The sequence below is a fragment of the Natrinema soli genome (genome assembly GCF_028618695.1).
The window spans coordinates 1-13,790 of sequence record NZ_JAQIVI010000016.1 but is presented as its reverse complement, the minus strand read 5'-3'; the positions used below and the strand labels follow the sequence as shown (position 1 = coordinate 13,790).

Below are 13,790 nucleotides of genomic sequence, written 5' to 3'. Positions count from 1 at the left end.
TGAGCTCAATCACCGAACCAAACATCTGGCCGTATCTTACTGGCAAAGATTCGTCTTAATCACTATGAGAGGGGAAGTCTCAACTTCTGCCGTTCCTGCCGTTCACGCAATAGGATAGCGGCGGCGTCGTGTGCTAACGCATCTATTGTCGAAAGACCGACAACCGACCGTCAGAAGGTGGCGCTGACGAGCCGACCGTCTACGAGACCGACCCTGACTTTCGTGCCGCCCAGTGACGACCCATCCCGTCGAACTACGTCGCCAACGCCTTGATTATCATCCGCCGCGCCGGGTGGGAACTCGACAGTGTGGTCTTCAAGCGTGAGCGCCTCGAGTTCGTCCCACGGGGTGAGACCGATGAGTGACGAAACACCGATCTACCGACTTGAGGACGACTCTCGCCTCGAGACAACTGTCACGAAAGCGTTTATATTTGATGCAAACGTTTGCGCAAACGGTTACGCAAATGTCTACAACAACAAAACGCGCCGCTACGTTCCTCGACAAGGGCGGTACCGGGAAGACGACGTCCGCGGCCCATCTCGGCGTTGCACTCGCCGAAGCTGGCAAAGACGTGTTGCTGATCGACCTTGCTGGAAAACAGGGCGACCTCGCGAAACACTTCGGCGTGTGGGAAGAGGTGCAAGAGCAGATCGACGAGGGTGACGACTGGCCGAACATTTCGACAGTTTTCGCTGAGGAGTGGAATCAAATCGCTACGAAACTCGGAGATGCGGCCGTCGAGAGTCTGATTATCGAGACCGACGAGGGCGTCGATCTGATTCCAGCCCATCCAGGGCTCGACTCGCTTGACGCCGACCTCGGGAACATCGACGACGCACGCGAGCGATACTCAAGACTCGAGCAGTTCCTCAATGAGTATATCGACGGTCGCTACGACACCGTGATTATCGATCTACCGGGTTTGACGAACAACGTCTCGTACAACGGTCTGTGGGCAACCAAACACGTCATCGCGCCCGTCGAGATGGGACCATTTGAGAGCGAACAGGCGGCGGCACTCCGAAACGACCTCGAGAAGATTCACGATCGCTTCGACGTTGCTGTCGAGCTGGCGATGGTCTTGCCGAACAAGGTCGACCGCCGAACCAACCTCGCGAATGAATATCTAGAAGCCTTCGGCGAAGACTATGCCAACGCGATCGCGCCCGCACACGTCCCCGTCAGCCAGGACATTCGCAACGCCGCCGACGACGGCCAGACGGTATTCGCACTCGAGGAACCGTCCACGACCGCCGAACGCGCACGCGAGGCATTCCACGAGAACGCAACCGCACTCCAGCGTCGCCTGGATGGTTCGACATGACCGACGATGCCGAACTCGAGGAACTCAAAGCAGCGACCCAACGCGGCGACCGCAACGACGAGGTCGACACCGAGGGGCCGATGACGTTCACCGACGAGATCGTCGACGCGCTCGAGGCGATCGAACAGGGCGAGTTGGGGAAGACGATCGCTGTCCGTGACCAACCGATCGCCGCGTTACTGGCGACGCTCGATGCCGACAGGAACGAAGACAAAATGCAGTCGGTCGGACAGGCACTCGAGGACGAACTCGGGCGCAAGCACTCCGAGGTGTTCGACCGAAGTGAAATCGTCCGGCTTGCCCTCCGTGTCGGGTTCCAGGCTGCTGCCGAGGAGACGATGGTCGACTTGAACGACGCTGTTGGTGAACACGCCCGGCAGAACCTGTAACACTCCTTTTCGGTATCGCACACGTTCTCGTTATCGTTCGCGTCTCCGCTTTCGCTTCCGCATTCATTTGCGTTTGCGCTTACGTTTGCGATTGCGTTTTCGAATATGTCTTAGCGGTGGCGGTGAGGGTGCCAAGCCCCCACCCTCAAGGAGCCGCCGAAGGCGGCGAGTAGGGCGGGATAGTTCACAAAGAAGTTGGTGCCGTCTCAAAGCGGTCTAGAGTTTCCGGTCGTCGATGCTAATCGTGAACCGCACGTCAATTGTGGCGTGGATGGAGCACCTCGGGTGGACACCAGAGGTGACCCCGTCCTCACGGGAGTCAGTTGCTACCGAACTCTAGAGGACTTTGCGACGCGACCAATCTATCATCATCAGGGCCGCAACTACGAGGTCCAGTCACTCGACCTGGACCGCGACGTGGCGTGGCTCACTCCGACGGAAAGCGACTACCAGACCCGCGTCCAGTACGAGGAGTCGATGACCATCGAGGAAGATATCGCCACCAAACCACTGGCGACGCGAGACGACGTTACTGTTCACTTCGCGGACGTAACTCGATGGAAACAGGTCACCGGGTTTCAGCGGCGCGACCACCGAACGGGAGAGATTCTGATCGAGGAGTCACTCAACCTGCCCGAAACAACGCTGTCAACGCGGGCATTGTACGTGACACTCCCACCGGGGCTCGAACGGCTCATGCAGACGATGTCCGGATCGTTCGAAGGAGGTCTCCACGCCGTCCAGCACGCCCTCGTCGCAACGTTCCCACTCGTTATTCTCTGCGACCGACGTGATGTCGGGAGTGTCTCGACGACGGACCATCCTCAGGCAGAGACGAGTGCGCTGTTCATCTACGACAGCTACCGCGGTGGGGTCGGACTGGCCCAGAACGGATACGACCACATCGAGGAACTGTTCCAACACACGTGGGAACTGCTCGCCGATTGCGGGTGTTTCAACGGGTGTCCGGCCTGTATCCAGTCAACCCCACTGTGGCCGGGCGAACGAGCCGCTTGACAAGCGCCTCGCGGCGACGCTCACGATGGCACTGGCCGATCTGAGCCGGCAGGCTGACGATGCAACACCGAAGTCCGATTAGGCTCCCGCGTCAAACGGTGAGACGTGAACGTTGACAGGGAAACCATCCAGAATCGGAGCACGGACGCAGTGTTCAAGCGTGGCCAAGACTACCGCGATGAGGGGCGGATTCAGCGCCTCGATCGGTTCGACGACCTCGTGACTGCGGCTGTCAGCGGTTCGAAACTGAACGACGTGACTATCGAATTCGGCGGGCGGAGCATCGACACACGGTGTACCTGCCCGTATGACGGTGGTGGCGACTGCAAGCACGTCGTCGCGGTTTTGCTGGACATCGCCGCGAATCCGCCACAGGACGAAAGCAAGGATGTCGAGACGGTTCTCGACGACGTGTCAGCCGACGACCTGCGGGGATTCGTGCGTGACGCTTTGGCCGAGCACGCAGAGTTACGCGAGCAGTTTCTCGCGCAGTTCGGCGACGACCACAAATCGGTCGACGAGTATCGCGAAGAGATCGCGCAACTGTTCGAGCAACACGCCGACCCTGGTGTGTACGACGCCATCGACTTCTCCCGGTTTTTCGATATCGCCGAGCAGTATCGTGACCGCGACCGGTATCTGGCCGCTGCGACCGTCTATCGAGCGGTGTTTGAGGAGGTCGACGAGAAGTACAGCTGGGTCGATGGTTCCTACGATCACTACGCACGGACCATCCAGACTGCGATCGATGGCTACGCTGACTGTGTCTTGGCAACCGATCCAAGTCCTGAAGAGTTCGACACGTACGCCGGCGCACTAGAAGCGCGGACGTCGACAGACCCAGCGCTCAACAGCGAGCAATTCTGGCGCGCACTCGACGAACTCGAAGAGCGATACGAAAAATAGATTTCTGACGACTGCCCCGGGTTTTGATTGCAGTCAGGAACGTAGCGACAATCATAATGTCCCACACTTGTGAGGATTGCGGTGAGGGTTTCGACACGCTGTCGAGCCTGCGCCTGCACGACTGTCCGGACGATGAACCCACCTCGGACGATGAACTATTCGAGGAGAACAGGGCTGAAATCAGAAAGCAAGAACACGAGACGACCAAGAGAGTCAAACGAAACGCCAGCGACGACCTGACCGACGCCATAGACCAAGCACAGCAGGGCGAGGAGATGGCCGTCTATCAGGCACTCGCGCAGTACGAGCGCCGCCTCGCCGAGGAGTGGGCAAAGACCGAGGACGGAGAGTACTGGGGATTCCATCGCGTGTTCCACGGCCCGGCAGTCGAGGGTCTCGAAACAGTCGTCCAGCGGGAAGGGTGGGCGTTCCTGCTCGACATATTGGAGGCGTACTGGCCAGAAGCCACGTATGACTTCGAGACCTATCCCGAACACGAGGCGTTCGACGGCGTGGAACGGGGCGAGTATGAGGAGTATCCACACGTCAGCCACGTGCTCGCGACTGTGACTGGTAAACAGCTGGTTCGCACGCGCCGTACCGATGGCGTCAAGGCGATCCCAGCCGATGCACTCGACTACCTGCTGCCGTTCCACCGCCATCCTGGAGACACACATCCTTGGATCGATTCGATGAGCTACGGCTGGGGCATCGGCCATCCTGAGCGCCCGTTCGTGGACACTATCGAGACACTCGTCGACGGCGAGTACGAGATCTGGGCGAGCACAGCGATCGAACACGCATTCCACGCCGACCAGCACGCTGCGACGGACCTCATCGAAGCCTTGTTTGCTGCGGGCATCGTCTCGGACCCGTCCCAGATCCTCCATATTCTCGGGCGAATCGACGACGGCTACCCGCCCGATACGAGCGATTACTGGGATCTGGAGACGCTGTTTCCCGAGTTCCACGAGGAGGGCTTCGACTGGGACCCCGCGGTTCGAAAGCGACTCCAGACCGTCGTCGTCGACTGTGGTCTCGCCCGCCAATTACCCGACGACTGGGAATTCAACGATATCGTCCTGTGACTTCCTCCCCACCCTACTCGCTCACGGCTTGCGCCGTTCGCTCCGTGAGGGTGGGGCTTCCTGTTTCCACGACGCGCTTTGCAGGAACCGAATCGGTTCCCGTAGGGAGCGCAGTCTCCGCAGGCGTTGATTCGGGACAGCCCGTCCCTACTTGCTTCAGTCCACCTACCAAGATGTTGTAGGCAGCATTCCAATCCCTGTCGGACGTGAATCCGCACGACGGACACGAGTGCTCGCGGACCCACAACGGTTTGTCTGTCGAGATACCGCACGCTGCACACTCTTTGGTCGTCCCGGCTGGATCGACGGCGACGAAGTGCGTGCCTTCGCGTTCGCACTTGTACTTGAGCATTCGGAGGAACGTTCCCCACGCTGCTCCGGCACGGTTCCGGCTGTTCGATGGGAGTTCCATCAACCCCTTGGCGTCGAGGTCTTCGACGGCCACAAGGTCGCACTCCCGAGCGTAGTGGTTCGAGAGCTTGTGCAAGAAGTCCCGGCGCTTCCGTTGCAGATCGGCGTGACGTTTGGCGACGATGCGCTGTTGCTTGCGGTAGTTCGACGACCCGTGTTCTTTGTGCGAGAGTTTGCGTTGCTCGCGTTCCAGTCGGTCGCGTTCGGCTGAGAGGTCCGGTGACTCGACTGCGGTCCCGTCGCTGTCGTGAGCATACGTGAGGATTCCCACGTCGATCCCGACACAGTCCTCGAGTTTCTTGGGCTTCGGTGGTGCGTCGTCCTCGGTTTCGATTCCGAGAACGGCGAACCACTCGCCGGTCGGTTCCTGCTTGACGACGACTTCTTTGATCGTCGCGCCGTCGGGAACGTCGCGGTGTAGACTAGCGGAATATCGCCGATTTTTGAAAGAGAAAGTACAGTACGGCCACTCGTGTTTTTGAGTTCGAAGCCGGTTTGACTGTACTTGATCGAACGATATTCTTGCGGGCCTTTCCACTTGAGTTCCCCGACGCGGTAGCCGTTGTCCTTCCGCCCCGTCAGTGTTGAGAGGTTGTCGTACAACCGCTGTACGACCTTCTGCAGCACCTTCGAGTGGACTTGTTTCAGGTCGGTCCACTCGCGTTTGAGGTCGGGAAGGACCGATTGCTCGGAGTAGGCGGTTGTGCTGTCCTCTCGGTTGAGTCGGTGCAGAAAGTGGTTGTAGACCTATCGACAGGTATCGACAGTCCACGATAACCGTTCGTGGAGTTCGTCGGTCGGATTGAGCCGATACCTGTAGTTGTAGCGCATGGTCTACTCGTCTTCGTCGTTTGGATCGGTGACGCGGACGACTTTGACGGTCGCGCCAGTCCACACTTTCGGGACGTAGATGTGCGCACCGTTGCCGGTCGGTTTGACTTCGGCTTCGAGGACTTCGTGTCCTTCGACCTCGTACCGATCCATTGAGTGTATCTACCTCGTAGATACTCAGCTACTGATAGCGTGGGCCTGCGGGCCTGCTGTAGAACAGTCCAAGAAACACGAGCGACGCTGTATCCCCTCCCTGCTCGCGCCTTCGGCGCTCGCTGAGGAAGGGGCATTAGCGCCTCGATTTAGGTAAACCCATCGTGGAGTGTGGCTTGTTCACCGCCGTCTGTCCAGTGGCCAGCCCAGTCGAGAATCTCGCGGTATCGATAGGCCTGGGCGCGATACTCGTCGACACGATCGTCCCACTCCGCGTAGGGGACAGTTTTGGGTGCGTCGTGGAGGACGAGCGTGCCGTCGTCGAATTCGAGCCGCATCAACTGTCTGAACGCAGGCACCAAGCGGGATTCAATCTGTCGGGTCCGCACTTCACAGATCGATGGGGATACGCTAGCGCCACGTTTTCAGGGACCAGCACAGTAGTCGTCGGCAACATATGGACTATCCGACCCGCGAAGAAATTCGGTCGCTCTGTACCGAACAGTCCTTCCAACGGGGTGTGAACTACTATCATCAAGAGCGTGTTCAGGAACTCGACATCGACGGTGGGGAGGTCAGGGCCACCGTTCGTGGCTCTAACTACTACGAGGTGGCTGTCGACATTGCGAACGATACTGTTCGCACCCGCTGTAGCTGTCCGTACGACTACGCGGGAGACTGCAAACACATCGTCGCGGTTCTGCTGACCGTCGAGGACCGCGATACCGACACGGACGATGAGACTGACGCCGGTCCAGATAGCACTCTTTCGGAGACGGGAGACATCAACCCACTGGTCGCGGACATGGCAGCCGACGAGCTTCGATCCTTCCTTCTTGAGATTATCGAGGATGACCGCGACATCCGCGACCGCCTCATCGCGTTCGCAGGTGAAGACACGGGAAAAAGCGTCTACGACTACAAGCAGGAGATCGGCCGACTGTTCGACAGTGCTGCCGACCGACGCGGGATGGTCGAATACGACACGCACGTCGATTTCTCACAGTACTACGACCTCGCTGAGACTCACCGGGAGCGCGGCAACTTCCAGACAGCGACGGACATCTACCGGGCAATTGCTGAAGCGATCCGTGAGAACCTGAACCGGGTCGACGACAGCAGCGGATACCACGGTCGTGAGATAGAACGGGCGATCGAATCGTATGCGGAGACGGTCGTGGAACACGTTTCCACCCACGAACAAAAGCGACCGTACATCGAGTACCTCTGCGACGGCTTCGTCGAGGCCGACCACGGCTTCGCCAGCGATTATTACGACGACGGACTGCGGACACTCTGTACGACGATCGACGACCTCGAATACTGGCTGGATGCACTGGACGAGCGTGTCTCCAACATCAGTCTCGATGCTGCGACTGCCGGCGAACAATCGCCAGACGAACAGTCGACAGAAGAACCCACGGAACACCACCGTGAGCGAGCGGACGACATTCTCTATGCCTCGGATTTCACCGATGGGGCGCTCACTCCCGACGACTTCACTGGTGGGACGCTCGACATCCAACACCTGGAAGTCGGGACACTGAAACTGGAGTACTTCGTCGGCGACGTCTTCGAGGAGCTGCGTGTCGACGACCCGACAACCGTCGAGTCACACACCGCATTTGCCGAACCGACCGAATCGAGTGCTGGAGAGACGGAGATTTCCTCCTCACTTCGCGTACGGTGTCTCATCTCGACGTACATCTATATCCTCAAGCAACTCGCCGAGGAAGCGGCACTGTCAGCACTGTACGAGGAGGTCTATCTCGAAAGCACTCACTTCTGTAAGCAGTACGCTGAGCGATTGATCGAGGAGGGGAACGAAGACCGTGCAATCGAGGTTCTCGAAGATGGGATCGATACCTTTCGGTCGACAGCCGATCTTCACTGGCTCGCTTCCGAACTCTACCGCGGGCACGACTCAGATGCGTACCGTCGCACGCTGAAAAATCTGTTTCTCGAACATACCGAGTGGGCAGCCTACGATGATCTGAAAGAGATCTGTGACAACGAGCAGTGGCAGTCACTCTACGAGGAGTTTGAGCGACAGTTCGCGGACGACCGGCAGAAACTCATCGCCATGTACGTCCACGAGGGTGACCTCGAAAATGCGTTTGCGGAACTGAAAGACAGCGAGAACCTCTCGTGGGTTCGCCGGTATCGGGATCCAATCGCAACCGTCGATCCGGTCGAATACTTCGAGTTTTACCGCGAACTGCTCGTCCCATTTGCCGCTGGTGAGACGGGGCGGCGTCACTACCGGAAGATCGCCGACCACCTCGAAGAGATGCAGCAACTCGTCTCTGAAGAGCGGTTTGAGGAGTTCGTCGACTTCCTGAAGGACAAGCACTCGAACCGACCGGCTTTTCTCGACGAACTGGCGAAGGCCGGGTTTTGAACAACTCCGTATTGTACGCCGAACGTTTACCCGTGATACCGGGGCCAGCCCTAAAGATTTGGTCGACCGTCTCGTCGAGGAGCGTCTGATAGCAATCTGGTTTCCTGCGCTCGAGCTTGGTGCGCTGGCTGATCGTTTCGATTTCGCAGCCGTGGTCGGCGTGAACTCGGGAACTACTACGAGACTGAGATCTATCACGGACGATTCTACCCGAATCTGGACGAACTCGTCGACAAGTGACTCCTCGAGAAGAAGCAGGCCGACCGACGGACAAACGTTTACTTGGTGACGCGACGAGAAACGCGTGAAATTGAGGCTGGCCGTGACTGGGTAGATTAGGTGTCCGGGAAACTACCACGAGCCGCGTAACCCGAGGCTATACTCGAGTGCGCTATCAACCTCATTCATCCGCTCATCGGGGATGGATCCGACAACGGTTTTGATCCGGTGTTCGATTGACACAGTTCGGATCTGACTGCACATCGCGATAGAGTCCTCGCGAAGGTGGCTTTCATCGGCCGTTATGAGCACTTCGAACGGATACAAATCGTCATCAACCGACGTCGTGAACGGGACGATGATCGTTGTGGGTGCGTTTTCGTTCCCGACATTATTCTGGACGACGAGACATAATCGCGTCCCCCGCTGCTCCGATCCTTTCGTCGGGTCGAGCTCAACGATCACAATGTCTCCCCGGCGCACTTCCATCTATTCCCACTCCGGAACGTCGCCAAGATACTCGTCGGCCTCTTGCGAAACGCCACCCATCTCCTCATGGAGGTCTCGAAGCTGATCGGCCCGCGCACGATATCCGGCCGCTAGATCGTCCCGAGTAATCGGTTTCTCGATAACGATTTTCCCCGACTCTTTGCGGATTTCTATCTCGTCACCGCCACCAATGTCAAATTCTTCGCGCAGTTCCTTTGGGAGAGTGATCTGCCCGCGATCGCCAACACGTCGTTTCTTTACCTCGCCCATACGTATTCATATCATATCCATACTCAAAAGGATATTGGGCGGGCGGAGGCAATTGCTTGGCTAGCCAACCGTCCGACCGTGCTGGACCCTGTGAATTCTGAGCATCCTCTACTCTCAAAGAGCGATACGTCTTTAAGTAGTACCACTGCATCAGCGTTTCTCTCTTAATCTTTTTCGCTCAACTGATCTTGTTCGATGCTTCTGAGATTGCTCCATGCGCGGTGCCGTAGGTATCCGGGTACATGTCGTGAGTCCATCTGTGATCTCTTTCACTCCTCTGCAGAGGGGTGAACACCGCCACCGGCTGTGCGCTCTTCGCAAGGCTTTCGACTCAGAGGATTGGCTTCGGTCCCCGCGATAAGAGGGCGACCTCGCCGTTCTCTCGCTCGTCTTCCGTCAGCAGGTCGTATCGTTGCTCGAGGTCACTGCAGACGGTTTCTGCGACCTCGAGTGCTTCCTCGAGCGTTGGGACTTCGGCTTCGATCGATCCCCAGTCCGGATTTACGTTCGGGTAGACGGCCACCTGATACGTGCCGATGAAGCGATCATGCCAGCTCGACGATGGCTGGTACACCGCTGTCGGTGCGACCGTCATTTCTACTGGCGTCGAGAACGTCATCTCGTCCACTTCGTCCGTGATGAACCGAACCAACGAGAACACACACTGCCGCCGGCCCAGTGCCCACGGACAGACGTTCCCCTGCTCACAATCCCATGCCGGGAATCGCTCCTCGATGCTCACCGACGTCTCGAGTGGCTGTGCGGTCGCCAGTCGACTGACCGAGTCGTGTATCAACATCTCTTGAACCCTCTCCATCTCAGAGGGGCGAACAACGCCACCGGCTGTCCAGAGTGAGCGTCACGTAACGGGGAGAGCCCGGCAGCGCAACCAGCGATCGCAGCGACCGACACAGGAGGGAGCGATGTGAGCAACTGGGACTGGTCGGTCACGAGCGACTGCTCCGATCAAGTCGGAGTCACGAGGTTAACCGTGACGAGAGTGGTCCGGAATCGGCGTCGGAATCTCGACGGCGCTGAACCGGACGTCGATCGCGTTGCATACCTGACAATCCGCGACGAACGCACATACTTTCACCGACGTTTCCATCTCTCGCCTGACGCTACACACGTCACACTCGTAGGCTGTGACGTACTCTGCGGGCGGCAGCGCTTCTCTATCCCTGTCAGGATCGTCGGGAGTGCTGTCTGAGCCTGGTGTCGACGGTGATGGGGTGTCGCGATCGTCTCTTTCTGGTGCGTTGGTCCCAGCCTCAGTTGTCGAACTACCATCGGTCTTGGCAGTATCAGGGTTCCATGCGTGGGCTGGCAGCTCGTCATAGATCTGTGAGGGATCAGACTCACACGGTTCTGTTTTAGTGCCGGTGTCGGTCTCGATCTCGGTCTCGGCCGAGTCGTCTGTCTCTGGACGTGGAGAAGGATATGTGTCCAGATCGGCAGACTTGTCCTCTGCACACCGACTGTGGTCCGCTCTCGATGAGGAGGTATCCGGGGGGAACTGCGTCGTCGACACGCTGAGTTCGAGCGACTCAGCCTGGTCGTGGACCTGGCTGTGCAACTGGCTGTCGATCGCCCCAGCAAGGTCGGCGAGCGAGTCGGCGACCGTTGGGTCGAGCGCGTCATGCTGGCTCGCACTGCGAAGCCAACTGCGCAGGGCAGATGCAGTATCGAGCGCGAGCATGACCGTCGAATCGGGTGACATGGGTGATCTGCCTCCACCTACTAGTGGGAGCGACCAACACCAGACGCCCACAACCAGTGGATACCCCCCGAGAAGCTCGTCCGCAGAGCGGTCACCGCACCATGATGTGCCCTCGGTCGCGAAGCGCGCTCGGTGTGACAGTCTTTGCTCGCTCGTGGTACTCGTCTCGAAGGTCGGCGGAGTAGCGATTGATCTTGTCCTTGCTCGTCTCAACGATCGCACTCACAGCATCGGCGACCTGCTGCATGGTAAGGTTTTCACCGCCAAGCAAGCGATCTGCACGGTAAACGGCAGCTGCCGCGACAGTCAATCGTGGCGTGCCCGCACCGATCGGCACTTCATCAGCGATCTTCATCAAGTGCTGTGCAACGTCTCTACACTGGAGGTAGGTCCCACCATCAAGCACGCTCTCGTCGAGTATCTCGAGGACCTGTGCGATCGCGTTTGCTCGCACTGGTGGATACGCTACGTCGGTATAGCACCGGATTTTGCGCGCGGCTGCACACAACCGGACATGATCCACCTTCCCGTAGCACGCCACCTCTCGCGGTGAGCGATTGCGATCGGCATTCGTCGCCGCAAGCAATACCGCACCCGCGGCGACCCCTTCCCACGAGGTCCATGCGCCCGGCACGCGAGCCTCGCTAGCCCGCTTCACCAATTGTCCGGCGTCAACGACCACATGCTGTGGGAGCCCGAGATTTCCCCCAATTAACTGGACGTCCCGAAGCGCCTCGTTGAGCCGGATCGCGCGTTTGCTCTCGACCTGGAAGCGCTTGTGGCGCTGCTTCAGCCGATCGTATTTGTCTTGTTGCTCGCTCGAGAGCGCGTTGCCATAGCCGTCACTGGTGAGGAAGAACGTCGTGTGCAGGCCCTTGTCGATGCGAAGCTGCGTGACCGACTCACAACTCCACTCGTGGCGACCGCTCCGTTCGTCTGGTCCGTGTCGACGCCGTGTCGGGCCGTGATCAATGTGGTTGGCCGTGACGACTAACCCGCACTCCTCGCAGTATGACGTATGCTCTGCCGTGATGATCTGTCCCTCACACTCGGTACACGTCGATTGACCGGCAGGCTCGCGCTCACTCGGCTTTGTTTTCGTGGCTGCGTGAGCGTCTGTGATCACCTGGGAACTGGCAGTGTCGTGTTTGGACTGCTGTACAACCGACTCGTCAAACTGGACAGAACTCTCTGTTGACATAGGGTTTCACGGGGAGACGAGCACTCACGTAGCTGCGTTTGCTGCCAATACGTACGTCGGCGGGTCGCGTCGAGTCACGTCCCGACGCATCGACGGATGCAGTGCTGGTGATGCCATCTCGACTCTCCCTCACCCCTTTCGGGGGGTGTGATCCAACACCACCGAGCGGTGTGCGCTCTCGTGACCAATCCATTCCAAACGGTTCGGTCAATCATCTTCCTGTGAGGTGGTGGCGCGTGCGAGACTGCGCAGCGCGCAGTCCGCGTGCGAGGGACGAGCGAGCGACCATCGGGAGTGACGTGGGGAGGACGCGAGCGAAGCGAGCGTGTGGGCGGACACACAAAAAAGAGGAGCGGCTACGCTATTCCTGGGTCCACCACTGCCCGCGTTCGGGGAACTCGAGGCGGCTCCAGCCGGTCACGGCGAGGTTACATCGCTCGTTGTGCCAGTTCTTCGCCGCGTTCCTGATTCGCACCGTCTCTCCCTCGCTCACGTTCGTCTGGTAGGAGTTCTCCCAGATCGTGACCTTCATCTTCTCGGTGTCGTCCGCGATCAGCCCAACCTGGCTGATCGACGACTTCGAGGGCTCCCACAGTTTGATGATCTCGCCTTCCACGTCCACTTCGCCTGCCTCCACCTCCGGCACGTCTGCGATGTCCACGATCGTTCCCGACCCGGCCTTCACTTCCTCCATCTCCTCGAGGGTTGCGTCGATCATCGACTTCCCGTCGGTCACCTTCTCCGCCAGTCCACGGCTCACTGCCGCCCGGCTTGGACCCCCACGAACCGTCTCCGTGATTCGCACCGATTGTGTGTTGACCTCCGCCAACTGCTCTTGCTCCAGCTCCGAACGGGGATCCACCCGTTCAACCCGCCGCTCTCGGCGTTGCTCGACCACGACCTCTCGCGTCCGCTTCTCTCGTCCCTCCTGTGTTCCGAACGTCGCCTTTGCGCTTATCAACTCGAGCTCCTCCTCTCGAGCCCGAATCCGCTCTTCCTGTGCCAGCGGCAGGTGTCCGAACTCGTTCTCTTCGCGTCCAACCACCGTCTCCGGGTGGTTCGTCTCCACTTTCGTATTGATCTCCTGATCAACTGACGCCGCGAACTCCGGCGTTTCGTCCACGATGTCCTCCGCGAACGGATCTTCCACGCCTACGTCCGTCTTCTCCGCAGCCGCATCTTGGTTGACACTCGATTCATCCGAAGTTTTATCATCTCGGAAGTTCGTAGAACTCATTGGCATTTGTCCGAAGGCGCTACCCACCGCGTCTTCATCTCAACTCTTCTGAGTCCCAACTGTGCTCGTCTCCTGCAACCGCTCTCGCTCGCGCCTTCAGGTCCCCTGAGGCGCGAGTAGAGCGGGACACT

Annotated in this window: 14 protein-coding genes and 3 pseudogenes; 7 read left to right on the top strand and 10 right to left on the bottom strand. The window is 58.9% G+C overall.

Translation table 11 applies throughout. The annotated features are described in order from the left end of the window. Nucleotides 1-466 precede the first annotated feature (466 nt). From PGX04_RS01090 to PGX04_RS01070, 5 genes are all read left to right on the top strand, one after another. Nucleotides 467-1,327, top strand: a complete 861-nt coding sequence (locus tag PGX04_RS01090; protein ID WP_273736823.1) for a ParA family protein — start codon at nt 467-469, stop codon at nt 1,325-1,327. Further along, nucleotides 1,324-1,716, top strand: a complete 393-nt coding sequence (locus PGX04_RS01085) for a DUF8115 family protein (RefSeq protein WP_273736822.1) — start codon at nt 1,324-1,326, stop codon at nt 1,714-1,716. Before PGX04_RS01090 ends, PGX04_RS01085 begins: the two co-directional genes overlap by 4 nt. Nucleotides 1,717-2,001: 285 nt before the next feature. Beyond that, nucleotides 2,002-2,733, top strand: a complete 732-nt coding sequence (locus tag PGX04_RS01080; protein WP_273736821.1) for a Zn-binding domain-containing protein — start codon at nt 2,002-2,004, stop codon at nt 2,731-2,733. A gap of 105 nt (nt 2,734-2,838) precedes the next feature. Then, entirely contained in the window at nt 2,839-3,639 is an 801-nt protein-coding gene (locus tag PGX04_RS01075) for an SWIM zinc finger family protein (protein WP_273736820.1), read from the top strand. Between the two features lie 56 nt (nt 3,640-3,695). Further along, nucleotides 3,696-4,727 carry a DUF8137 family protein gene (locus PGX04_RS01070; RefSeq protein WP_273736819.1) on the top strand — a complete coding sequence of 344 codons (1,032 nt, stop codon included), beginning with the start codon at nt 3,696-3,698 and terminating at the stop codon, nt 4,725-4,727. Nucleotides 4,728-4,740: 13 nt separating this feature from the next. Here the strand turns inward: PGX04_RS01070 and PGX04_RS01065 are convergent. The 3 genes and pseudogenes from PGX04_RS01065 to PGX04_RS01055 form a co-directional block, all read right to left on the bottom strand. Then, a pseudogene (locus PGX04_RS01065) lies at nt 4,741-5,969 on the bottom strand (RNA-guided endonuclease InsQ/TnpB family protein). Nucleotides 5,970-5,972: 3 nt separating this feature from the next. Next, nucleotides 5,973-6,122, bottom strand: a complete 150-nt coding sequence (locus tag PGX04_RS01060; RefSeq protein ID WP_273736818.1) for a DUF2080 family transposase-associated protein — start codon at nt 6,120-6,122, stop codon at nt 5,973-5,975. Between the two features lie 155 nt (nt 6,123-6,277). After that, nucleotides 6,278-6,460: pseudogene (locus PGX04_RS01055) on the bottom strand (ATP-dependent helicase); the annotation flags it as partial. Between the two features lie 119 nt (nt 6,461-6,579). Here PGX04_RS01055 and PGX04_RS01050 point away from each other — a divergent pair. Both PGX04_RS01050 and PGX04_RS01045 read left to right on the top strand, forming a co-directional pair. Beyond that, a complete protein-coding gene (locus tag PGX04_RS01050; protein ID WP_273736816.1) occupies nt 6,580-8,523 on the top strand; it encodes an SWIM zinc finger family protein in 1,944 nt (647 codons plus the stop codon). A gap of 162 nt (nt 8,524-8,685) precedes the next feature. Beyond that, nucleotides 8,686-8,862 (top strand): annotated as a pseudogene (locus PGX04_RS01045) (PadR family transcriptional regulator); the annotation flags it as partial. 12 nt (nt 8,863-8,874) lie between these two features. On the opposite strand, the gene PGX04_RS01040 reads toward PGX04_RS01045, so the two are convergent. The 7 genes from PGX04_RS01040 to PGX04_RS01015 form a co-directional block, all read right to left on the bottom strand. Continuing rightward, complete coding sequence (locus PGX04_RS01040; protein WP_273736815.1) at nt 8,875-9,231, bottom strand: type II toxin-antitoxin system PemK/MazF family toxin; 357 nt, start codon at nt 9,229-9,231, stop codon at nt 8,875-8,877. Continuing rightward, nucleotides 9,232-9,501 (bottom strand): AbrB/MazE/SpoVT family DNA-binding domain-containing protein, encoded by a 270-nt coding sequence (locus PGX04_RS01035; RefSeq protein WP_273736814.1) that lies wholly within the window; start codon nt 9,499-9,501, stop codon nt 9,232-9,234. 164 nt (nt 9,502-9,665) lie between these two features. Next, nucleotides 9,666-9,758 carry a DUF8012 family protein gene (locus PGX04_RS34960; RefSeq protein WP_465263781.1) on the bottom strand — a complete coding sequence of 31 codons (93 nt, stop codon included), beginning with the start codon at nt 9,756-9,758 and terminating at the stop codon, nt 9,666-9,668. A gap of 74 nt (nt 9,759-9,832) precedes the next feature. Then, a complete protein-coding gene (locus PGX04_RS01030) occupies nt 9,833-10,300 on the bottom strand; it encodes a hypothetical protein (protein ID WP_273736813.1) in 468 nt (155 codons plus the stop codon). Nucleotides 10,301-10,486: 186 nt separating this feature from the next. Beyond that, on the bottom strand, nt 10,487-11,221 hold the full coding sequence (locus PGX04_RS01025; protein ID WP_273736812.1) for a hypothetical protein: 735 nt from the start codon (nt 11,219-11,221) through the stop codon (nt 10,487-10,489). A 91-nt stretch (nt 11,222-11,312) separates the two neighbouring features. Then, complete coding sequence (locus PGX04_RS01020; RefSeq protein WP_273736811.1) at nt 11,313-12,422, bottom strand: transcription initiation factor IIB family protein; 1,110 nt, start codon at nt 12,420-12,422, stop codon at nt 11,313-11,315. Nucleotides 12,423-12,783: 361 nt separating this feature from the next. Next, nucleotides 12,784-13,659, bottom strand: a complete 876-nt coding sequence (locus tag PGX04_RS01015; protein ID WP_377042251.1) for an SOSS complex subunit B family protein — start codon at nt 13,657-13,659, stop codon at nt 12,784-12,786. Between the last annotated feature and the right edge of the window lie 131 nt (nt 13,660-13,790).

Excerpts from the sequence above, each read along its gene's own strand:
- PGX04_RS01015 (WP_377042251.1), bottom strand. The coding sequence starts at position 13,659 with ATGAGTTCTACGAACTTCCGAGATGATAAAACTTCGGATGAATCGAGT.
- PGX04_RS34960 (WP_465263781.1), bottom strand. The coding sequence starts at position 9,758 with ATGGACTCACGACATGTACCCGGATACCTACGGCACCGCGCATGGAGC.
- PGX04_RS01040 (WP_273736815.1), bottom strand. The coding sequence starts at position 9,231 with ATGGAAGTGCGCCGGGGAGACATTGTGATCGTTGAGCTCGACCCGACG.
- PGX04_RS01050 (WP_273736816.1), top strand. The coding sequence starts at position 6,580 with ATGGACTATCCGACCCGCGAAGAAATTCGGTCGCTCTGTACCGAACAG.
- PGX04_RS01085 (WP_273736822.1), top strand. The coding sequence starts at position 1,324 with ATGACCGACGATGCCGAACTCGAGGAACTCAAAGCAGCGACCCAACGC.
- PGX04_RS01090 (WP_273736823.1), top strand. The coding sequence starts at position 467 with ATGTCTACAACAACAAAACGCGCCGCTACGTTCCTCGACAAGGGCGGT.
- PGX04_RS01060 (WP_273736818.1), bottom strand. The coding sequence starts at position 6,122 with ATGGATCGGTACGAGGTCGAAGGACACGAAGTCCTCGAAGCCGAAGTC.
- PGX04_RS01025 (WP_273736812.1), bottom strand. The coding sequence starts at position 11,221 with ATGTCACCCGATTCGACGGTCATGCTCGCGCTCGATACTGCATCTGCC.
- PGX04_RS01035 (WP_273736814.1), bottom strand. The coding sequence starts at position 9,501 with ATGGGCGAGGTAAAGAAACGACGTGTTGGCGATCGCGGGCAGATCACT.
- PGX04_RS01020 (WP_273736811.1), bottom strand. The coding sequence starts at position 12,422 with ATGTCAACAGAGAGTTCTGTCCAGTTTGACGAGTCGGTTGTACAGCAG.
- PGX04_RS01030 (WP_273736813.1), bottom strand. The coding sequence starts at position 10,300 with ATGTTGATACACGACTCGGTCAGTCGACTGGCGACCGCACAGCCACTC.
- PGX04_RS01070 (WP_273736819.1), top strand. The coding sequence starts at position 3,696 with ATGTCCCACACTTGTGAGGATTGCGGTGAGGGTTTCGACACGCTGTCG.